Consider the following 20794-nt stretch of genomic DNA (forward strand, 5'->3'; position numbering starts at 1 on the left):
AACTGACCCCGCGGTGTGCAACCGTATGGCACCGTGCACCCACCGTGCCAGGCGGACCCGCCCGGGGTTAACGCTGCGCATCTAAGGTGATCTCACTTTGCGCGAAGGAGACGTGGGTGTCCGCAGGAGTTCAGGAGTCGACCACCCCGGTCCGAGAGCCCGCCGACCGGGCGCTGGCGAACCCCGCACGACGGGCATTGGCGGCCCTGGTCGCCGTCGCGGCGCTCGGCGCGATCGGTGTCATCTCGTTACTCGACATCCGGCCGCCCGCGCCGAAGCCGGTCTCGGCACCGGCCGGTGAGTTCAGCGCCGGGCGTGCCGCCGCGCACATCGACACCGTCGCCGCGCGGACGCACGTAGCGGGGAGCGCCGCCAACGACACGGTGCGTGACTATCTGGTGCGCACGCTGTCGGGTTTCGGACTGCGAACCTCGGTGCAGGACGCGATCGGCGGTGAGGCCGGCGACCTCAGCGGCAGCGCCGGCGCGGCCGCCGTCGCCCACGTCCGCAACGTCGTCGCGGAACTGCCCGGCAGCGACCCGACGGGCACCGTGTTCCTGGTCGCGCACTACGACTCGGTGCAGGTCGGCCCCGGTGGCAACGACGACGGCGCCGGCACCTCCTCGATCGTCGAGGTGGCCCGCGCACTGACCCAGGCCGGCCCGCTCCGCAACAACGTGGTGTTCGTGCTCACGGACGCCGAGGAGGCGTGCCTGTGCGGCGCGCTCGCCTTCGCCGCCAATCACCCGCTCGCGCAGGACGGTGGCGTCGCGCTCAACCTGGAGGCGCGCGGCAGCACCGGTCCAGTGATCATGTTCGAGACCTCGCGCGACAACGCGAAGCTGGTCGACGTGTTCGCCCGGTCGGCCCCCCACCCGGTCGGCACCTCGTTCGCGGTCGAGGTCTACCGGCTGCTGCCCAACGACACGGATTTCACCGCGTTCCTCGGCAACGACTTCGTCGGCCTGAACTCGGCCTACATCGACGGCGGCGCGCTCTACCACACCCCGCTGGACACCCCGGCCTCCGTCGACAAGCGCACGCTTCAGCAGCACGGCGACAACGCGCTCGGCCTGGTGCGCGCGTTCGGCGCCAGCGACCTGGACTCGCTGCGGGCGAGCGGCGACGCCACGTACTTCCCGGTGCCCGGCACGCTGGTCGTCTATCCCGGCTGGCTGACCTGGCCGCTGGCCGGGGTCGCGCTGCTCCTGGTGGCCGCTTTGGCCGTGTTCGCCGTCCGCAGCGGCCGCGCGACCTGGGGCCGGGTCGCCGGCGGGTTCGGCCTTGCCCTCGTGCCGATCGTCGCCGCGCCGTTGGCCGCCCAACTGCTCTGGATGCTGGTCACCGCGCTGCGCCCCGGGTACGTGTCGCTGCTCGACCCGTACCGGCCGATGCTCTGGCGCCTCACCGTCGTGCTGCTCGCGGTGACCGTGCTGTTCACCTGGTACGCGCTGCTCCGCCGCCGCATGGGTCCGGCCGCGCTGGCGATCGGCGGCCTGGCCTGGCTGGCCGTGCTCGGCCTGGTGCTGGCCGCGCTCACCCCGGGCGGCTCCTACCTGGCCGCTCTCCCGGCGCTGGCCGGCGCGATCGGCGGGCTGGTGGCGCTGCGCCTGCGGGATGCCTGGGCGGTGGTCCCGCTGACCGTTGCCGCCGCGGTGGGCGTCGTGATCCTCGCGCCGACCGTGGTGCTGCTCTTCCCGGCGCTCGGCATGGCGATGGGCGGGGTGGGCGCACTGTTCGCCACGCTGCTCGGCCTGGCCGCCCTGCCGGTGCTCGACCTGCTGCTGCCCGCGGCCGGTGGCCAGCGTGGGCTGACCGCCCTGCGGGCGCGCCGGATCGGCCTGGGCGTGCCGGTGCTGGCCCTCGTGGCCACGCTGGCGGTCGGCGGCACCGCGTTCGCGGTCGACCGGTTCGACCCGGCGCACCCGGTGCCGACCCACCTCATGTACGCGCTCGACACCGACAACGGCCAGGCCAAATGGGTCAGCTACGAGTCGTCACCGCAGCCGTGGACGGCCGGCTACGTGTCGAACAAGGAGGACCTCGCCGCCAGCTTCCCGGAGATCGGTGGCGAAGAGGTGCTGACCGGCCCGGCCCAGGCGGCGAGCCTGCCGGCGCCGGCGGTGACCGCGCTGTCGGACTCGGTCTCGGGCGGCAGCCGGACGATGCGCCTGCGGGTCGTGCCCCAGCGGCCGGTCCGGGTGGCCGCGCTGCACGTCGAGGGCGCCAGCGCGGCCGTGGAGAAGGCCAGCGTCGGCGGCTTCCCCGTGCCGGTGGACGCGTCCGGGCCGTGGTCGTTCGGACTGATCTTCCACGCACCACCGGCGGACGGCTTCGAGGTGGAGCTCGTCCTGCGGCCGACCGGCGGCGGTCCGGTTCGGCTGCGGGTCGAGGACGGCAGCGACGGGCTCGAGAACCTGCCGGGCTTCCGGCCCCGGCCGCCGGGCGTCGGCGTGATGGGCAGCCACAGCTCGGAGTTCGTGCTGGTGGCGAAGACGTACAGCTTCTGACGCGCGTAGGCCCCGCCGCCGGTTGACCAGCGGCGGGGCCCGAGCGGGTCGGCTGTCAGGCCGCGCGGTGCCGGCCGATGACCCGGCTGCGGCGGCGGAACATGGTCACCGCCAGGCCGGCGAGGACGAAGGCGAGGCCGGTCGCGGTCAGGCTGAGCACGGTGCCGCGCGAGGTGAGCCGGGCGTCCTCGGACTGGAGGGCGACGGTCGCCGGGCCGGGGCTTTCGGCCGGGCCTGGCTCGACCGAGGTAAGCGCCTTCGGGAGGTTCTCGATGTCGGCCGTGGTGCTCGATCCGAAGCCGCTGTAGTTGAGGCCGGTGGTCGGCGAGGTCTGCCAGTCGATCATGGGGCTGGGTGAGCCGCTGTCGGTGGGGCCGGGATCCCCGCCCGCGTCGCCGAGGCCGTTGTCCCCGCCGCCGTCGCTGTAGCCGCCACCATCGCTGTAGCCGCCACCATCGCTGTAGCTGCCGCCGTCACTGCTGAAGCCGCCGTTGTCGCTGTACGCGCCGTTGTCGTTGCCGAGGACCGCGCCGGGGTCGCTGAACGTGCCGCCACTGTCGCCGAGCATCACGCCCTGGCCGTTCGGGACCGCGCCACCGTCGTACGCGGACGGTCCGTTGTCGAGGACGGTCCCGTCCGTGTACGGGCCGCCGCTGTTCGGCAGGCCGTCGTTCGCGACGGTACCGGGCACATCGCTGTAGACACCGGTGTCGGCGGCGCCGCCGCCGGCCGGCACCTCGGGAACGACCGGCGCCGGGTCCGTGTCCGGCTCGGTCAGGTCGACCGAGCCGTGCGGAAGCTGGTTGGCGCTCGGTGTCGGCGTCGGTGTCGGGCTGGGCGTCGGGGTCGGTGTGGGTGTCGGGGTCACGCTCGGCGTCGGCGTCGGCTCAAGCGCCCGGACGGCCGCCGGCTCGATCACCGGCCCGACCGCGGCGGCCGGGCAGGTGTGGGCGATGGTGAAGTCGCGGGCCGTGCCGGTGATGGCCGCCATCCCCGCGGTCAGCCGCGAGCCACGCTCGACCGCGATCCAGGCCTGGCTCTTCTCGACGCCACCGTCCGCGCTGGGCGCCTCGCGGATCACCTGCCGCTGGTCCAACGTCGTGAACGTGCCGGTGACAGAGACGAAGTCACCGGACCGGTCGCCACGAAGCTCGAAGACCCAGACATCGCGGTCCGCGTACGGGCCTGCACCCAACCCCGGAACGCATCGCTGGTCGTCGAACTCGGCGGCCGTCGTGGGCACGCTCAGCGGAAGGACGTTGACGTACATCTCCGCGCTGGCGATCGTCGGCGCGGCGACGCCCAGACCGGATCCCAGCACCGCCGCCAGCGCCGCGCGCAGCGATCGTCCCCTCATCCCGTTCCCCCGAATCAGACATGAGACGCACCCAGGTGCGATCGTGCCCGATTCCGGACGAGAATGTGGAGAATTCCCTTATTTGCGTCGGCGCCGCCTACTTATGGCGAAAATGGACGAACAAGCGCCCGAAGTTCTTCGAGTCCTTCTCGACCCGGTGGTAGAGCCGCTTGACGTCCTTCTGGTCGAGGAACCGCAGCACCTTTTTCTTCAGCGCGCCCGAGCCCTTGCCCGGAATGATCTCGACGAGGGTGGCCTTCTTGGCCACCGCCTCGTCGATGATCCCGCGCAGCGCCCGATCGATGTCGTGGCCACGGTTGTAGATGTCGTGCAGGTCCAGCTTCAGCTTCACCGGGGTTTGACCTTCGACTCGACCCGCACCAGCGCCTGCGCGTAGTCGGGGTGCTCGGCATGCATCGCGGCGGCGATCCGCAGATGCGTCAGCGCCTCGGACGTGCGGCCCTGGCGCTCCAACGTGCGCCCGAGCACGTGGTGGGCGTAGTGGTCGCTCGGGTCCCGCTCGACCAGCGCCCGCAACTGCTCCTCCGCGCGGCCGAGCTGGGCCGTCTGGAAGTAGGCGCGCGCCAGCAACTGCCGCACCGACGCGTTGTCGGGCTCGGCCTCGACGATCGGCACCAGCAGGCGCACCGCCTCCGTCGGGTCACCGGCTTCGAAGAACAGGGTCGCCCGGCGGTACTCCTCCAGGAGATCCATTGCCACCTCCACCTCGTTGTCAGGGTCGCCGCAACGACCACGCCCGCACACCACCGAGGATGCCGGCGGTGTTCGGCACCACGACCACGTCGTCACCCATCCGGGTCAGCTGCTCCGGCCGGACCAAACGGGAGTTGCCCCCGCCCAGGTACAGCCGGTCCCAGAGAAACACGGGTCGCAGGCCGTCCACCACCGTGCGGACCCGCCTGGACCAGAACGCGTCGCCTAGTCGGCGGCGCTCGTGCTCACCGATGTACGTGTCGTAACTCATGCCCCAACGCACCGGGGCCTGTGAGAATTCCAGGTGCGGTGCGAGCGTCCCGCCGTCGAAGAGGGCGCAACCCAGCCCGGTGCCGAGGGTTATCACCAGCTCCAGCCCGGCACCGGCGACCACACCGGCACCATGCACCTCGGCGTCGTTGAGCACGAGCACCGGCGTGCCGAACGCCTCGGCCAGCGCCGCCTGCGCGTCGAACCCGGTCCAGTCGGCGACCAGGTCGGGATCGACCTTCGTACGCGGACCCGATCTGGTCACATAGTGCGGAGTCGCCACGACCACGCCATGGCGGATCATGCCGGGCATGCCCACCGTGACCCGGTCCGCCGTGGGCAGCCGGGAGCCGAGGTCGAGCAGGGTCTTCACGAAGAGCGCGGTGGGCAGGGGGTACGGCGTCGGCACGCGCAACGGCCGCGCCCGCATCGTGCCCGCCTCGTCCAGCACCGAGGCCTTGATCCCACCGCCCCCGCAGTCGATGGCCAACGTCGTCACCACCCGCTCAGTCTGCCGGTCAGGGGAGCGTCGCACTAAACGGAGCCCAAGATCGACGATCGGTTGGATACCCTTTTCTGGCCATGACCACGCTGATCGCCAAAGACCTCGCCGCCGGGCACGGTGACAAGGCCCTCTTCTCCGACCTTTCGCTCGTGGTCGCCCCGGGTGACGTGATCGGGCTGGTCGGCCCCAACGGAGCCGGCAAGTCGACCCTGCTCCGCACGCTGGCCGGGCTGATCCCCGCCGAGCAGGGGAGCATCGCGCTCAACCCGCCCACCGCGACGGTCGGCTACCTGCCACAGGAGCCCGACCGGCGGCCCGGCGAGACGGTCCGGGCGTTCCTGGCCCGGCGCACCGGCGTGGCGGTCGCGCAGGCCACGCTGGACACGGCGACCGAGGCGCTGACCGAGGGCCGGCCGGGCGCCGACGACGCGTACGCGACCGCACTGGAGCGTTGGCTCACGCTCGGTGGCGCCGACCTCGACGAGCGGCTCGACGAGATCGATCTCGGGTTCTCCCCCGAGCTGCCGATGACCGCCCTCTCCGGTGGCCAGGCGGCCCGCGCGGGGCTCGCGTCGCTGCTGCTCAGCCGCTACGACATCTTCCTGCTCGACGAGCCGACCAACGACCTCGACCTGGCGGGGCTGGCGCGACTGGAGGAGTTCGTCACCGGCCTGCGCGCCGGCACCGTCCTGGTCAGCCACGACCGCGAGTTCTTGGCTCGCACGGTGACCAGCGTGCTCGAGCTCGACCTGCACCAGCAGCAGGTCAACCACTTCGGCGGCGGCTATCAGTCCTATCTGGACGAGCGGGCGGTGGCGCGGCAGCACGCGCGGGACGACTACGAGGAATACGCCCAGACGAAGGCCAACCTCGAGGCGCGGGCGCGTACGCAGCGGAACTGGATGGAACACGGCGTCCGCAACGCGCGGCGCAAGTCGAAGGACAACGACAAGATCGGGCGGAAGTTCCGCGCCGAGGCGACCGAGAAACAGGCCGCCAAGGCCCGGCAGACCGAGCGTCTGATCGAGCGCCTGGACGTGGTCGAGGAGCCCCGCAAGGAGTGGGAGCTGCGGATGACCATCGCCGCCGCGCCCCGGGCCGGCGCGGTCGTGGCCACCCTGCGCGGCGCAACCGTCCACCGCGGCTCGTTCACGCTCGGCCCCGTCGACCTCCAGATCGACTGGGCCGACCGGGTGGCGATCACCGGACCCAACGGCTCAGGCAAGTCGACGTTGCTGGCCGCACTGCTCGGCCGGCTGGCGCTGGACGCCGGCGACGCGCACCTCGGCCCCGGTGTCGTGGTCGGCGAGGTCGACCAGGCTCGTGGCGCCTTCGTCGGCAACGAACCGCTGGTCGACGCTTTCCGCGCGGCCACGCCCGGGATGGCCCCGGAGGAGTCGCGCACGCTGCTGGCCAAGTTCGGGCTGCGCAGCGACCACGTGCTGCGGCCCGCCGCCACGCTGTCGCCGGGCGAGCGTACGCGGGCAGGATTGGCTCTCCTGCAGGCCCGCGGCGTCAACCTGCTCGTGCTCGACGAGCCGACCAACCACCTCGACCTGCCGGCGATCGAGCAGCTCGAGTCGGCGCTCGACGGCTATCCCGGCACGCTGCTGCTGGTCACCCACGACCGCCGGATGCTCGACGCGGTCCACGTCAACCGCCGGCTCGCGGTCGCCGACGGTCGTGTGTCCGAGCTTTAGACTTGACTTATATAACCGGCTGCTAGACAGTCGAGACGTGCACGCGTTCGACGTCCTCGGCGACCCCGTCCGGCGGCGGATCCTGGAGTTGCTGGCCGACGGGGAGCTCGCGGCCGGCGAGATCGGCGCGGTCGTCCAAGCGGAGTTCGGCATCTCGCAACCGGCCGTCTCGCAACACCTGCGGGTGCTCCGCGACAACGGTTTCACCACCGTCCGCGCGGCCGGCACCCGCCGCCTCTACGCGGTCGACGCCACCCCGTTGCGGGAGGTCGATGCCTGGTTGGAGCGCTACCGCCGGTTCTGGACTCAGCGGCTGGACGCCCTGGAGACGGAGCTGGCTCGCGGCCGTCGCGAGCGCCGCTAGTTCTCGTCTAGCGGGCCGTCTCGCGCCTTCCTCGCAGAGGGGAGGTGGTCACCATGACCGACGCGCCGCTGCGGTTGGCGGTGATCATCGGGAGCACCCGCGAAGGGCGGGTCGGCGACCGGATCGCACGCTGGTTCGCCGCTCAGGCCGCCGGGCGCCCTTCGCTCGCTGTTGGGATCGTCGACCTCGCCTCGTACACGTTCCCCGCCGATTACCCGGCACGGGCGACGCCGCAGATGTCGGCGTTCGCCGCCGAGATCGACGGTGCCGACGCGTTCGTCGTGGTCACGCCCGAGTACAACCACAGCTTTCCCGCCTCGCTCAAGCAGGCGATCGACTTCGCGTACGACGAGTGGCACGCGAAACCGGTCGGCTTCGTCTCGTACGGGTGCCGCTCAGCCGGGCAGCACGCGGTCGACCAGCTCCGCACGGTCTTCACCGCCCTGCACGCGGTGACGGTCCGTGACTGGGTCGGCGTGGACCTGCTCGACGGCGCCGACGACCTCGACGCGCGGCTGGCGGGTGACGTACCCGTACAGGCGGCTCAGGTTCTGCTCGATCAGCTCTCGTGGTGGGGCCGCACGCTGCGGTCCGGCCGCGCCGCACACCCCTACGTCTCTTGATCTTTGTCATTTCGTCACGGAGGGAACCATCATGAGCGACCGCCCAACCGGCCACGCGATCGAGGCTGCGGGGTTGGTGAAGACGTTCGGCGACACCCGCGCCCTCGACGGCATCGACCTCGCTGTGCCTGCTGGCAGCGTCTACGGCCTACTCGGCCCGAACGGCGCGGGCAAGACCACGGCCGTCCGGGTGCTGGCCACCCTGACCCGCCCCGACGGTGGCACCGCCAGGGTGTTCGGCCACGACGTGGTGCGCGAGGCCAACGCCGTGCGTTCGAAGGTCAGCATGACCGGCCAGTACGCGTCGGTCGACGAGGACCTCACCGGCTTGGAGAACCTGATCCTGCTGGCCCGCCTGCTCGGCCACCGCAAGCGGGGCGCGAAGGCGCGGGCCGAGGAGCTGCTGGCCGCGTTCGGCCTGACCGACGCGAGCGACCGCCAGGTGAAGAAGTACTCCGGCGGCATGCGGCGCCGGATCGACATCGCGGCGAGCATCCTCAACACCCCGGAGCTGCTCTTCCTCGACGAGCCGACCACGGGCCTGGACCCGCGCAGCCGCAGCCAGGTCTGGGAGATCATCCGGTCGGTCGTCGCACACGGCACGACGGTCCTGCTGACCACGCAGTATCTGGACGAGGCCGACCGCCTGGCCTCCCGGATCGCGGTGGTCGACCACGGCAAGGTCATCGCCGAGGGTACGCCCGGGGAGCTCAAGTCCTCGATCGGCTCGGGCACCGTCCACGTGCGACTGCGCGACGCCGGTGCCCGGCCGAAGGCGCTGGAGGTGCTGGCGCGGGCGCTCGGCACCACGGTCGAGCCGGAAGCGGATCCCGTGTCGCTGTCGGCCCGGGTCGACGGCTCGGACTTCGAGGCGAGCACCCAGGCGGCACGAGCGCTGTCGGAGCTGGCCGCCGCCGGCATCGTGGTCGACGACTTCTCCCTTGGCCAGCCGAGCCTGGACGAGGTGTTCCTGGCGCTGACCGCTGTTCCCGCTGCCTCTTCTGAGATGGAGTCCGTCCGATGAGCACCGCTGCCACGTCGTCCGACCTGCAGACTGTCTTCGTCCCGTCGCCCGAGACCCTGGGTGCGGTCCTAGCGCCCGGTGCCCGACCGCCAAGGCCGAGCGCGTGGTCGGCGTCGGTGACGTTCGGCTGGCGGGCGATGCTCAAGATCAAGCACGTACCCGAGCAGCTCTTCGACGTCACCGCCTTCCCGATCATCATGACCCTGATGTTCACCTACCTGTTCGGCGGTGCGCTGGCCGGCAGCACGGGGGCGTACCTGCAGTTCTTCCTGCCGGGCATCATGGTGACGAGCGTCGTGATGATCACGATGTACACCGGCATCGGCCTCAACACGGACATCGAGAAGGGGGTCTTCGACCGCTTCCGCACACTCCCGGTCTGGCGCCCGTCAGCCCTGGTAGGCATGATCTTCGGCGACGTCCTGCGCTACATCTTGGCGGCCCTGGTCATCCTGGGCGTAGGCCTGATCCTGGGCTTCCGCCCGTCGGGCGGGGTCATGGGGGTAGCAGCGGGCATCGGCCTACTGGTGGTCTTCTCGTTCGCGTTCTCCTGGGTCTGGACGATGTTCGGCCTGATCCTGAGAAGCGAGAAGTCGGTAATGGGCGTGAGCATGCTGGTCCTGTTCCCACTGACCTTCCTGAGCAACGTCTTCGTGGAGCCGTCGACGATGCCGGGCTGGCTACAGGCCTTCGTCAAGGTCAACCCCATCACCCACCTGGTCGACGCCATCCGGTCGGTGATGGCGGGGTCGCCTGATGCGTCGAGCATCATGTGGACGTTCGCCTGGAGCGCGGGCTTCGTGGCCATCTTCGGCTTCCTGACGATGTACCGCTACAACCGACGCTGAGCCGGTTACGGAAAGGCGGCCCCGCACTTCGGTGCGGCGCCGCCTTGCGTCTGGGTGTCGCGCGTCGTCTTGCGGTCACGCTCGTAGGCCAGCCTGCGGGTCCGATCGCGGAGGCCGACCGTGGCCCGAACCTCGCCGATCAACGCGGGGGGTGAGGGCGAACCAGTCGCCTACAGGCGCCAAGTCCTCGCAGTGGTCGGCGCGTAGCGGCAAGCGCCCGTCGGGACCGCTTCGCCGAGGTCGGCGGCCAGGTCTGGGTGGCGCTCGTCGATCTTGCGCCAGGTGTCGCGGATGCGAGCGGGTCACTTTCTTGCGGGCACGCTCGGCCTCGTCGCCAGTCGGCGGTGGCCGGCCACGAAGCGGAGCGCGCCGGTCCGCGGTCGGCGTCGGGCGAAGGCAGTCGCCTACAGCCGCCATGTCGGCACGGCGGGTGGGGCGTAGCGGCAGGTGGCGCCCGTGGAGACCGCTTCGCGAAGGTGGGCGGCCAGGTCTGGGTGGCGCTCGTCGATCTTGCGCAAGGTGTCGCGGATGCGAGCCGTCACGGTCTTGCGGGCGCGCTCGGCCTCGTCGCCCAGCCTCCGGGTGCGGCCGCCCAGGCCGGCCGCCGCGCGGAGTTCCTCGATCAGCGCGCGGCGTTCGGCGTCGAACGTGGCCAGCTTGCTCTCGTCGCCGCGGTGGGCGGCCAGGTCGATCGCCTCGTCCAGCTCGCTCAGCCGACGCTTGTAGCGGGCCTTGGCCTCGTCGTCGAGTACCGGGTCGCCGCCCATTCGGCGTGCCGCCAGTAGTTCGGGGCCGGCTGTCGGGTCGAGCAGCACCACCGCCGCGATGTCGTCGCCGGGGTGGCTCAGCAGTTCGTGGAGGTCGCGTAGTCCCTTCGCGTCCGGTAGGTGCACCACCTGACCCGCGAATGCCAGCCGCCACACATCGCCTTCCCGGCGGAACTCCGGGGGCAACGATTCCGTCGTGATGCCTCGTGCGCCGTCCTTGTCAACGCCGCCTACGGAAGGCAAGCGTTCGAATCGTGCGGCGTCACCGCCGGCACCGTCAGCAGGCCGCGAGCGTCCACGTGGTGCGACGTCCCCGCCGCCACCGTCCGCAGACCGCGAGCGTTCGAACGCCGCTACGTCACCGCCGCTGCCGTCGGCAGAGCGCGAGCGTCCGAACGGTGGGACATCACCGCCGGCGGCGCGTGCAGAACCCGCGTGCTCCACTCGCGCGATGTCTCCCTGGGCAATGCGCGCAGAATCCGGGCCTTCCGCACCGGTTGGCCCTCCGATGGGCGCCGACCCGGCGGGGTCCAGCGAGCGGCCCGCCGTGACAGATCCTGTTTCGGCGGCTCGCGCCGCCGGATTCTCGGAGACAAGACCGCGCGTGTCGTCCACCGTCGTGTCCGCCCACGGAAGTGACCAGGCCGCCGCATCCTCGCCTTCGCGGCCCGCACCCGCATGCCCGGAGGGCGCCGCGATGCCCGCCCGTCGCTCAGGCCGCACTGAGGCGCGCCCCGAGCGCGCAGCCAACGCGCGAGCCTGCTCAACCACGTGCGGCATGTCCAGGTCGGTGGCCTCTCGCTCCACTTCGGACAGCAACGACGCTGCCGACGCGCCCTGGGCCAGCCACGCCTCGGCCAGGCCAAGACGGGCCAGGACCGACCACGGCCGAGCACCCATCCGATCGGCGGCCTCGGAGGCGCGCGCGAACCCCTCCGCCGCCTCGGTCCACCGCTCCTGCGCGGCGTCGACCCGGGCCAACCAAAGCGAGACCGGCCCACTCACGTCGCAGCCGTAGAGGGACACCAGCCACTCGCCCGCATAAGGCGAGAACGCAGCCCGCGCACGGGCGCACAGGTCCGGATCGCGCGTCAGCACCGCCAGCTCCGCCACCAGCCGCAGGAACAGCGGCTCCATCCAGCGCTGGTAGCCGCGGTCGCCCGCGTCGGTCTCGGCCACGTGGCGCAGGCCCGGCCCGGGGTCGCCCAGGGCGACCGCGGTGAGGGCGGTGACCAGCGGATAGTAGGGCGGGTGCGCCGCCAGCCGCCTCGCGATCAGCGACGACGCCTCCGTGAACCGCCCCCTCAGCATCAGCAGCGCCCAGCGGACGTGTTGGCCCATGTACGCGTTCTCGTCCTGGTCGCCGTCGATGAAGCCGGCCAGGTCCGCGTGTAGGGTTGCCGCCTCCGTGAAGTCGCCGCGCAGGGTTGCGATGATGCTGCGGTCGATGGTCGACATCATCCGGGCCATCGCGACGTCGAACCGCTCGGTCATCGCGTGCAACGCCTGCACCTGCGCGTAATAGCCCGGGTCGCCCATCTCCAGCAACGCCACCCAGCGCAACGACGCCGCGAAGGCCGCTGTCTGGCGGTCGCCGGAGCGCGTGGCTACGGTCTCCATCTCGGCCATCAGCGCCGCGCGCTCCGGGGCCGAGCCCAGGCCCCAGATCGAGTCGTGTCGGCTCCACAGGCTGAACGCCAGCGCCTCGTCGTTGTTGTTGGCTCGGGCCTCCGCCTCGGTGCGGGCGATCAGGTCGCCGACCAGCCGTTGGCGGGACAGCTCGGAGCCGTCGCTGCCCACGTAGCGGGCGTGTGCCTCGCGCAGCAACGCCTCGATCACCGCGGCGCGGCTGCTCTGGGGGCCGCGGTGGCGCTCGGCGACCAGGGCCACCCGGGCCAGCACCGCCGGCTCGTCGAGCGTGCGGGCCACGTCGGCGGCGGTCTCGATCTGCGCCCAGGCCTCGTGACGCGAGCGGCCGTGGAAGAGCTCCATCGACAGGTCGAGGTGGATCTTGACCCGGCGGGTCGGGTCTTCGACGCGCTCCAGCGCGCGGCGGAAGTGGTTGTGTGCCTCCTCGGGCGCTATTCGGCCCGAGGCGTCGAGGGCGGCGGCCACCAGGTGGTCCACCGCCTGCGCGGACGGGATGACGTCGCCCGCCGCGTACGCGTGCCGGGCCAGATCCGCCGGGAACAGCCGGCCGCGCAGCGCGGGTGTTTCGTCGACCGCCTGCACCACCGCGGCGTGGCGGGTGCGCCGGTCGTCGTCGGAGAGCCCGTCGTAGAGCGTCTCGCGCACCAGGTCGTGGCCGAACGCGAACCGCCCACCGCCGCGGCCGACCACCAGCCGCGCGGTGATGGCCTGGTCGAGCAGGCGGTCGACCTGCGGCACCGGCTCGGCGACGACGGCGGCCAGCAACTGCCGGTGGAACTCGTGGCCGAGCACCGAACCCGCCGTCAACAACTCGACCAACGAACCCGGCAGGAGGTCGAGCCGGCGGCGCACCGCGTCGCGTACACCCGGGGGTATCGCGGTCAAGGACCCGTCGGCCCGCCACAGCCGGGCGGTCTGCTCGACGAAGAACGGGTTGCCGCCGGTGCGCCGGTGCACCTCGGTCACCACGTCGTCGGTCGGCGCCCGGCCCGCCGCCCGCTCGATCAGCGCGCCCACGTCGGCCGGCTCGAGCCCGGTCAGCGTGACCATGGTCGCCTTGGCCTGCAGGGGCAACAGCAGCGGCCGCAGCGGGTGAGCGGCCGACTCGACCTCGACGTCACGGTAGGTGCCGACCAGCAGCAGTCGCTCGAACCAGGTGTGCTGAGCCGCGAACTCGAGCATCCGCAGCGAGGCCGGGTCGGCCCAGTGCAGGTCGTCGAAGACCACCATGACCGGCGCGTGCTGGGAGGCGGCGGCCAACGCGGCGGTGACCCCGTCGTACAACGTGAATGCCTCGGTGTCGGGGTCTGACGTCTTGCCGAGCAGCACCGCGAGCGCCGCGCCGCCCACCTCCTGGATCTCCGCCCACTGCTCGGGCGAGGCGTGCCGGCGCAGCCCTCGCAACGCCTGCACCCAGGGCCAGTAGCCGGGTGCGCTCTCCGAGTCCCAGCAGCGCCCGCCGAGCACCGTCACACCGCGCGCCCGCGCCTCGTCGACCGCGCCGGTCACCAGCGTGGTCTTGCCGATGCCGGCCTCGCCGGTGACCAGCACCAGCCCACCGTGGCTCTCGGTCACCCGGTCGACCTCGGCGCGCAGCACCGCGGCGGGATGCTCCCGCCCGATGACCGTCTCCCCCACCCGGGTCCCCATGACCCATAGACGGTATCGGAAGCCACCGACAGAATTAGTTACGCCAGCAGACCGGGATAAAGCAGTGCCAACTGGTGCGGGAACGCCGCGATGAGGCGCAACTCGTCATCCGTGAGCGGGCGGCCCGTCGAGGCGTTGCAGAGCTGCACCAGCTTGAAGGTCAGCTCCGGCTCGGTGACCGCGATGCCCAGCCCCTCCATGACGTGCCGGAATCCGGCCATTCCGCCGTACTCGCCGGTCAGCACCACCCGACCGCCGCGCTCGTGCCAGTCCGCCGGGAAGGGGCCGAGCACGTTCTCGTCGTACAACTCGTAGTTCCGATGGTCCTTGAGCGCGCCGTCGGCGTGGATGCCCGACTCGTGCGCGAACGCGTTGCGCCCCACCCCGGGCTGGTTGATGGCCAAGGGCTGGTTGAAGGCGTACGCGGCCCAGTAAGCGAACCGGCGTGCCCAGGATAGGTCCAGCGGATCGCCGATCTCCACCCGCTCGGCGACGCCGAAGCCGTTGTGCAGCGCGAGGATCGTCGAGACCAGGTCGGCGTTGCCCGACCGCTCACCGATCCCGTTGACGCAGGTGTTGATCCAGGCGTCCTGGCCGGCGTCGAGGTCACCGAGCGCGCCCGCCACCGAGTTGGCCACCGCCATGCCGAGGTCGTTGTGGCAGTGCGTCTCGACCGGCATGCCGACGGCGCTGGCCAGCTTCGCGAACCGCTCGCCGATCCGGCCGGGTGTGTCGCCGCCGATCGTGTCGCAGTAGCGCACCCGGTCCGCACCCGCCTCCTTCGCCGCCAGCGCGAACTCGGTCAGGAACCCGAAGTCGGTCCGCGAACCGTCCTCCGCGTTGACGCCCACGGTCTCGACCCCGGCCTCCTTGGCGGCCCGCACCGCGCCGACCATCTCCGCGACCACGGCGGCCCGGTCGAACTTGCCCTTGAACTTGTTGCGCAACATCTGGTCACTGGTCGAGATCGAGAGGTTGTAGTGCTTGAGGCCCAGCGGCGTGGAGGCGGTCACGTCGCCGGCCACCGCCCGGGTCCACCCGGACAGCCGCAGGTCACCGAACGCTCCGGCCTCGGCCAGCGCCACCTGCGCCCGCACGTAGGGCACCTCGTGGAACAGGAACGGGAAGCCGATCTCGGACTGCGCGACCCCGAGCTTCCCCAGGTAGAAATTGACCATCGTCTTGCCGAACTTGGACAGCCCGGTCCGGGCCGTCTGCACGCCGTCCCGGTTGGTGACGTCGAGGAAATGAATGCGTGGCATAACCTCAGGTTGACAGTCTGGGTTGCGGTCAGTCAATGTTGACTAAAATCAACATGAGATCGGGTACGGAGGCACGATGGAGCAGGTCACGGGCTGGTTGACGGCGGAGGAGGCGGCCGAGCGGCTGGGTGTGAAGCCAGCCACGCTGTACGCGTACGTCAGCCGCGGTGTGCTCGGCCGCCGCCGGTCCCCGTCGGGACAGAGCCTGTTCGACCCGGCCGAGGTCGAACGGCTGGCGCGGCGTGGCCGTCCCCGCCAGCGCCCTAGCGGTGCGTCGGAGGTGGTGATCGAGTCGCGGATCACCGCTCTCGGAGCGGACCGGCCGTTCTATCGAGGACGCGACGCTCTCGAACTGGCTGCCTCCGCTTCGTTCGAGGAGGTCGCCGAGCTGCTCTGGACGGGGAAGCTCGCGACCGGTCCACGCGGATGGCGGGCGGGCGACGCGGCGTTGACGGCCGGACGGGCGGCCAGCGCGGCCCTGCCGCGCGATGTGTTGCTGCTCGACCGGATCCAGGCTGTGGTGCCGGCGTTGGCGGTGACCGACCCGCTGCGCGGCAACCTTGATCCCAGGGCCGTTGTCGACGTCGGGCGGGCGCTGGTCGCCGGGATCGTCGACTGCCTCCCGGTCCGCGGGCCGGCGGCCGACGACCGCGAGATGCCGCGAGCCGCCGCCGCGGCCGACGGAGCTGCTGATGCCACCGAAGAGGATCAGGCCAGCGATACGGGCTCGCCCAGCGACATCGAGGACACCATTGCCGGGCGGTTGGCGACCCGGCTCGGTGCGGACAACGGGTTCGTCGACGGTGTCCGCGCGGCGTTGGTGCTGCTCGCCGACCACGAGCTGGCCGCCTCGACGCTGGCCGCGCGGGTGGCCGCTTCGGTCCGCGCCGACCCCTACGCGGTGGTCACCGCCGGCCTGGCCACGGTAAGCGGGACCCTGCACGGCGGCGCCTCGCTCGGCGCCGAAGCCCTGCTCGACACGCTGGCCGACCCGGCCGACGCCGACGCGGCGATCGGCCTGATGCTGCGCCGTGGCGAGCGGATACCCGGCTTCGGCCACACCGTCTACAAGTCCGGCGACGGACGCGCAGGGGCGCTGCTCGACCGGATCAGCGCCGCCGCTTCCGACCATCCGGTGCTGCTCAGCGCGGAGGCGCTGCTCGCCGCCGCACGCCGGCGCCGGCTCCCCGAGCCCAACATCGACTTCGCGCTCGCGACGCTTACCCGGGCGGCCGGGATGCCCACGGGCGCCGGTGAGGCGATCTTCGCGATCGCCCGCGTGGCCGGTTGGCTGGCGCACGCCATCGAGGAGTACGAGCGCCGGACACCGCTGCGGCTCCGCGCCATCTACATCGGACCCAGCGAATAACCCCTTGGATCGACCGGCTGACCCCGTTACTGTGGTCGCCGACGGACAGAGAGGGGCAGGCCGATGCGGATCTGAGGTTGTCGACGTTTCCGACAACCCTGGAGGACCGCCATGTCTCCTGCCATCCTGATATCCGACCTCACCTTCTCCTGGCCTGACGGCGAGCCCGTGTTCGACGGGCTCGACCTGGTGCTCGGCGCCGGCCGCACCGCACTGATCGGCACCAACGGCTCCGGCAAGTCCACGCTGCTGCGGCTGGTCACCGGTGCGCTCACACCTGCCCAGGGCACCGTCCGGGTCGACGGCACGCTGGGCTACCTGCCGCAGGACCTGACCCTCGACGCCGGCCGCCCGGTCGACGACGTGCTCGGCATCGCCACCACCCGGCGGGCGCTGGCCGCGGTCGAGCGCGGCGACGCTGATCCGGCTCACTACACGACGATCGGTGACGACTGGGACGTCGACGACCGCGCTCGCGAGACGCTCGACCGGTTCGGCCTCGGCCACATCGGCCTGGACCGGGCCGTCGGCGCGCTCTCCGGCGGCGAGGCGGTCCTGCTCGGGCTCGCCGGCCAACTGTTGCGCCGACCGCGCGTACTCGTGCTCGACGAACCGACCAACAACCTCGACCGCGCCGCGCGTGAACGGCTCTACGCCACGGTGGCCGCGTGGTCCGGCGTCCTGCTGCTGGTCAGCCACGACCGCGAGTTCCTGGAGCTCGCCGACCAGGTCGCTGAGCTGCACAACGGCGGGATACGGCTGTTCGGCGGCACGTTCAGCGAGTACGAGCACGCGCTGGCCGTCGAGCAGGAGGCCGCGCAGCGCGCCGTGCGGGCCGCCGAGAGTGACGTGCGCCGTCAGAAGCGCGAGCTGGCCGACGCGCACGTGACGCTGGCTCGGCGGGTCCGCTTCGGCCAGAAGAAGTGGGACAACAAGCGCGAGCCGAAGGCCATCATGAACCAGCGGAAACGCGAGGCGCAGGTGTCCGCCGGCAAATATCGCGGCCTGCACGAGGACCGGCTCGCCGGCGCGCTCGAGCGGTTGACCTCGGCCGAGGGGGCGGTCCGCGACGACGCCGCGATCCGGGTCGACCTGCCCGCGACAGCGGTGCCCTTGGCCCGCCGGGTGGCCAGTGTGCGCGACGCGGTGTTGCGCAACGGCGCCAAGATCGACCTGGACGTGTACGGACCGGAGCGGATCGCGCTGCTCGGCGTCAACGGCTCCGGCAAGACCACGCTGCTGTCCGCGCTCGCCGGCCGGGTCCCGGCCGAGCGCGGCGAGGTCGACGTGGCCGTCCCGGTGCGGTTGTTGCCGCAACGACTCGACGTACTCGATGACGATCTGTCGATTGTGGCCAACGTGCACCGGCTGGCGCCGACGGCCGGTGACAACGCGATCCGTGCGCGGCTGGCCCGGTTCCTGTTCCGTGGCGCCAGGGCGGAACGGCCGGTCGGCTCGCTGTCCGGCGGCGAGCGGTTCCGGGCCACGCTGGCCGCGCTGATGCTGGCCGACCCGGCGCCGCAGTTCCTGCTGCTCGACGAGCCGACCAACAACCTCGACCTGACCAGCACGCGGCAGCTCGGGGAGGCGCTGGCCGCGTACCAGGGCGCTCTGGTCGTCGCGAGTCACGACCTGGGCTTCCTGCGGACCCTCGGCATCACCCGCTGGCTGCGGCTCGACGGCGCGCTCAGTGAGTCGGACCCGCCGCCTGCGTAGGGTGGCGGTGTGGTGCGGTTTCGAATCAGCGAGGCGGCGGAGCTGCTCGGCGTCAGCCCCGACACGGTCCGCCGGTGGATCGACGCCGGCAAGCTCCCCGCCGACCGCGACGAGCACGGGCACCGCCTGGTCGAGGGCACCGAGCTCGCCGCGTTCGCGCGGGCCCAGCACGAGCAGGCCGAGGGCGGCGAGACCTCGGCCCGCAACCGGCTGCGCGGCATCGTCACCGCGGTGGTCAAGGACGGGGTGATGGCGCAGGTCGACATCCAGGCCGGCCCGTTCCGGATCGTCTCGCTGATGAGCCGTGAGGCGGTCGACGAGCTCGACCTGCGGGTGGGTTCGGTGGCTACGGCCGTCATCAAGTCGACGACCGTGGTAGTGGAGAAGGCGGCGGCACGGCGTTAAAGTCATCGATGTACGAGCGGCGGCGCGCTCACCCCGATCCGGGAGGAGAGCTCCGTGCCGTCCATCTCTCGTCGTGGCCTGTTGCGCGTCGGCGGTCTTGCCGTCCTGGCCAGTGGCCTGTCCCCGTCGGCGCTCGCCGCGCCCGTCGTCACCGCTGACCTCGTCGTCTACGGCGCCACCGCCGGCGGCCTGGTGGCCGCGATCCAGGCCCGCCGCATGGGCCGGACCACCGTCGTGCTGGAAGCGTCGAACAACCTCGGCGGGCTGACCACCGGCGGGCTGGGCCAGACGGACAGCGGAACGGCCGCGTCGATCAAGGGAATCGCGGGCGAGTTCTACAGGCGGATCCACGCGGCGTACGCGGGAACGCCGGTGACGCCCACCTCCCCCGCCCGGTTCACCTTCGAGCCGCACGTGGCGCGGGCGGTGTTCGACGAGATGCTCGCCGCGGCCGGCGTGCCGGTCTATTTCGGGCTCCGGCTGGCGTCGGTCAGCAAATCGGGCAACCGGCTGGTCGAGGTCGTCGGCGAGAACGGGCAGGCGTTCCGGGGCGCGATGTTCGTCGACGCCTCCTACGAGGGCGACCTCATGGCTCGGGCCGGGGTCTCGTGGACGGTGGGCCGGGAGAGCAACGCCACCTATGGCGAGACCATCAACGGGGTGCAGGTCCGCAGTGGACACCAGTTCAACTTCCCGGTCTCACCCTATGTCGTGGCGGGTAACCCCGCTTCGGGCCTCCTGCCGGGCATCTCGTCCGCGCCGGTCGCCCCGACCGGTTCTGGTGACGGGCTGATCCAGGCCTACAACTACCGGATGTGCCTGACCCAGGCCGCGTCCCGCGTTCCGTTCCCGAAGCCGGCCGGCTACGACGCGGCGCGCTATGAGCTCTTGCTGCGCTACGTCCAGGCCGGCTGGAACGGGCCGTTCTTCACCACGCACGGCGTCGGCGGCGGCAAGACCGACTCCAACAACAACGGCGCGTTCTCGACTGACTTCATCGGTGCCAACTATGCCTATCCGACGGCTTCGTACGCGGTGCGCGACAGCATCGCCGCCGACCACCGGACGTACCAGCAGGGCCTGATGTGGTTCCTGGCCAACGACCCGCGCCTGCCGGCGTCGATCCGCTCCGCGACGGCGTCGTGGGGCTTGGCGGCCGACGAGTTCACCACCAGCGGCGGCTGGCCGCCGCAGCTCTACGTCCGCGAGGCCCGGCGGATGGTCTCGGCTCACGTCATGACCGAGCGCAACTGCCGCGGGCAGGAGCCGGTGCCGGACTCGGTCGGCCTGGCCAGCTACACAATGGACTCGCACAACTGCCAGCGGATCGTGGTGGGCGGCCTGGTCAAGAACGAGGGGGACGTGCAGATCGGCGTGCCCGGGCCGTACGGGATCAGCTACCGCTCGATCGTGCCGACCGAGGCGGAGTGCGCCAACCTGCTCGTGCCGGTGTGTCTGGCGGCCAGTCACATCGCGTACGGGTCGATCCGGATGGAGCCGGTCTTCATGATCCTCGGCCAGTCGGCGGCCACGGCGGCGATGCTCGCGCTGGGGGCGTCGTCGTCGGTGCAGCAGGTGCCTTATGCCACTCTGCGCGCCCGCCTGCTGGCCGACGGCCAGCTGCTGCAATGGCCGCCGCCGTCGGCGCCCGGCGAGGTGGTCGTCGACAGCCACGACGCGTCCGTGACCCGCGCCGGAACGTGGGTGTCGAGCACGTCGATCGGGGGTTACTGGGGCAGCGACTACGAGCACGACGGCAACACGGCCAAGGGGGTCAACCGGCTGCGCTTCCGCCCGTCGCTGCCGGAGTCCGGGACCTACACGGTCTACCTGCGCTGGACGGCGGACCCGAACCGGGCGAGCAACGTGCCGATCGACATCGTCCACAGCGCGGGCGTGACGACGCGCTCGGTCGACCAACGAAGCAGCGGCGGGACGTGGGTGTCGCTGGGCTCCTACGCCTTCGCGGCCGGCACCGGCGGCAGCCTGCTGATCCGCACGGAGAACACCAACGGCTACGTCATCGCCGACGCCGCCCAGTGGGTGCTGACGACGTGATG

General features: G+C 71.6%; 16 protein-coding genes. 10 read left to right on the top strand and 6 right to left on the bottom strand.

Annotated elements, in window-relative coordinates:
* The first annotated feature begins 116 nt into the window (after window positions 1–116).
* Window positions 117–2510, top strand: coding sequence for a M28 family peptidase (locus AB0J88_RS13205; RefSeq protein WP_364345369.1), 2394 nt, complete (start codon window positions 117–119; stop codon window positions 2508–2510).
* Between the two features lie 55 nt (window positions 2511–2565).
* On the opposite strand, the gene AB0J88_RS13210 is transcribed toward AB0J88_RS13205, so the two are convergent.
* From AB0J88_RS13210 to AB0J88_RS13225, 4 genes are all read right to left on the bottom strand, one after another.
* On the bottom strand, window positions 2566–3867 hold the full coding sequence (locus AB0J88_RS13210) for a hypothetical protein (protein ID WP_364345367.1): 1302 nt from the start codon (window positions 3865–3867) through the stop codon (window positions 2566–2568).
* A gap of 97 nt (window positions 3868–3964) precedes the next feature.
* Entirely contained in the window at window positions 3965–4219 is a 255-nt protein-coding gene (locus AB0J88_RS13215; RefSeq protein WP_364345365.1) for a Smr/MutS family protein, read from the bottom strand.
* Entirely contained in the window at window positions 4216–4581 is a 366-nt protein-coding gene (locus AB0J88_RS13220; RefSeq protein WP_364345363.1) for a tetratricopeptide repeat protein, read from the bottom strand. The genes AB0J88_RS13215 and AB0J88_RS13220 overlap by 4 nt, the downstream gene beginning before the upstream one ends.
* A 19-nt stretch (window positions 4582–4600) precedes the next feature.
* Entirely contained in the window at window positions 4601–5353 is a 753-nt protein-coding gene (locus AB0J88_RS13225; protein ID WP_364345361.1) for an ROK family protein, read from the bottom strand.
* 80 nt (window positions 5354–5433) lie between these two features.
* Here AB0J88_RS13225 and AB0J88_RS13230 point away from each other — a divergent pair, with 80 nt between their 5' ends.
* The 5 genes from AB0J88_RS13230 to AB0J88_RS13250 are packed head-to-tail and all read left to right on the top strand — an operon-like array spanning window position 5434 to window position 9915.
* Window positions 5434–7056: an ABC-F family ATP-binding cassette domain-containing protein gene (locus AB0J88_RS13230; protein ID WP_364345359.1), complete on the top strand. Its 1623-nt coding sequence runs from the start codon at window positions 5434–5436 to the stop codon at window positions 7054–7056.
* Between the two features lie 37 nt (window positions 7057–7093).
* Window positions 7094–7420, top strand: coding sequence for a metalloregulator ArsR/SmtB family transcription factor (locus AB0J88_RS13235; protein ID WP_176984772.1), 327 nt, complete (start codon window positions 7094–7096; stop codon window positions 7418–7420).
* 53 nt (window positions 7421–7473) lie between these two features.
* On the top strand, window positions 7474–8043 hold the full coding sequence (locus AB0J88_RS13240; protein WP_364345357.1) for an NAD(P)H-dependent oxidoreductase: 570 nt from the start codon (window positions 7474–7476) through the stop codon (window positions 8041–8043).
* A 31-nt stretch (window positions 8044–8074) separates the two neighbouring features.
* Window positions 8075–9067, top strand: a complete 993-nt coding sequence (locus AB0J88_RS13245; protein WP_364345355.1) for an ATP-binding cassette domain-containing protein — start codon at window positions 8075–8077, stop codon at window positions 9065–9067.
* Window positions 9064–9915, top strand: a complete 852-nt coding sequence (locus tag AB0J88_RS13250; protein WP_364345353.1) for an ABC transporter permease — start codon at window positions 9064–9066, stop codon at window positions 9913–9915. Before AB0J88_RS13245 ends, AB0J88_RS13250 begins: the two co-directional genes overlap by 4 nt.
* Window positions 9916–10319: 404 nt before the next feature.
* Here the strand turns inward: AB0J88_RS13250 and AB0J88_RS13255 are convergent, their stop codons facing one another.
* Together AB0J88_RS13255 and AB0J88_RS13260 are read right to left on the bottom strand one after the other, a co-directional pair.
* Window positions 10320–13982, bottom strand: a complete 3663-nt coding sequence (locus AB0J88_RS13255) for an AAA family ATPase (RefSeq protein WP_364345351.1) — start codon at window positions 13980–13982, stop codon at window positions 10320–10322.
* A gap of 38 nt (window positions 13983–14020) precedes the next feature.
* Window positions 14021–15244, bottom strand: coding sequence for a hypothetical protein (locus AB0J88_RS13260; RefSeq protein ID WP_364345349.1), 1224 nt, complete (start codon window positions 15242–15244; stop codon window positions 14021–14023).
* A gap of 76 nt (window positions 15245–15320) precedes the next feature.
* Here AB0J88_RS13260 and AB0J88_RS13265 point away from each other — a divergent pair, with 76 nt between their 5' ends.
* From AB0J88_RS13265 to AB0J88_RS13280, 4 genes are all read left to right on the top strand, one after another.
* The gene (locus AB0J88_RS13265; protein WP_364345347.1) at window positions 15321–16613 is read left to right on the top strand and encodes a citrate synthase; all 1293 of its coding nucleotides are present in this window, start codon (window positions 15321–15323) and stop codon (window positions 16611–16613) included.
* Window positions 16614–16724: 111 nt separating this feature from the next.
* On the top strand, window positions 16725–18329 hold the full coding sequence (locus tag AB0J88_RS13270) for an ABC-F family ATP-binding cassette domain-containing protein (RefSeq protein WP_364345345.1): 1605 nt from the start codon (window positions 16725–16727) through the stop codon (window positions 18327–18329).
* A gap of 9 nt (window positions 18330–18338) precedes the next feature.
* Window positions 18339–18734: a TOBE domain-containing protein gene (locus AB0J88_RS13275; RefSeq protein ID WP_364345343.1), complete on the top strand. Its 396-nt coding sequence runs from the start codon at window positions 18339–18341 to the stop codon at window positions 18732–18734.
* Window positions 18735–18788: 54 nt separating this feature from the next.
* Complete coding sequence (locus tag AB0J88_RS13280) at window positions 18789–20792, top strand: FAD-dependent oxidoreductase (protein ID WP_364345341.1); 2004 nt, start codon at window positions 18789–18791, stop codon at window positions 20790–20792.
* Window positions 20793–20794: the final 2 nt, after the last annotated feature.

It is taken from the genome of Asanoa sp. NPDC049475 (assembly GCF_040676915.1).
In the GTDB taxonomy this organism is placed as follows: Bacteria; Actinomycetota; Actinomycetes; order Mycobacteriales; family Micromonosporaceae; genus Asanoa.

Excerpts from the sequence above, each read along its gene's own strand:
- AB0J88_RS13245 (WP_364345355.1), top strand. The coding sequence starts at position 8,075 with ATGAGCGACCGCCCAACCGGCCACGCGATCGAGGCTGCGGGGTTGGTG.
- AB0J88_RS13265 (WP_364345347.1), top strand. The coding sequence starts at position 15,321 with ATGGAGCAGGTCACGGGCTGGTTGACGGCGGAGGAGGCGGCCGAGCGG.
- AB0J88_RS13270 (WP_364345345.1), top strand. The coding sequence starts at position 16,725 with ATGTCTCCTGCCATCCTGATATCCGACCTCACCTTCTCCTGGCCTGAC.
- AB0J88_RS13230 (WP_364345359.1), top strand. The coding sequence starts at position 5,434 with ATGACCACGCTGATCGCCAAAGACCTCGCCGCCGGGCACGGTGACAAG.
- AB0J88_RS13260 (WP_364345349.1), bottom strand. The coding sequence starts at position 15,244 with ATGCCACGCATTCATTTCCTCGACGTCACCAACCGGGACGGCGTGCAG.
- AB0J88_RS13210 (WP_364345367.1), bottom strand. The coding sequence starts at position 3,867 with ATGAGGGGACGATCGCTGCGCGCGGCGCTGGCGGCGGTGCTGGGATCC.
- AB0J88_RS13250 (WP_364345353.1), top strand. The coding sequence starts at position 9,064 with ATGAGCACCGCTGCCACGTCGTCCGACCTGCAGACTGTCTTCGTCCCG.
- AB0J88_RS13220 (WP_364345363.1), bottom strand. The coding sequence starts at position 4,581 with ATGGATCTCCTGGAGGAGTACCGCCGGGCGACCCTGTTCTTCGAAGCC.
- AB0J88_RS13255 (WP_364345351.1), bottom strand. The coding sequence starts at position 13,982 with ATGGGGACCCGGGTGGGGGAGACGGTCATCGGGCGGGAGCATCCCGCC.
- AB0J88_RS13240 (WP_364345357.1), top strand. The coding sequence starts at position 7,474 with ATGACCGACGCGCCGCTGCGGTTGGCGGTGATCATCGGGAGCACCCGC.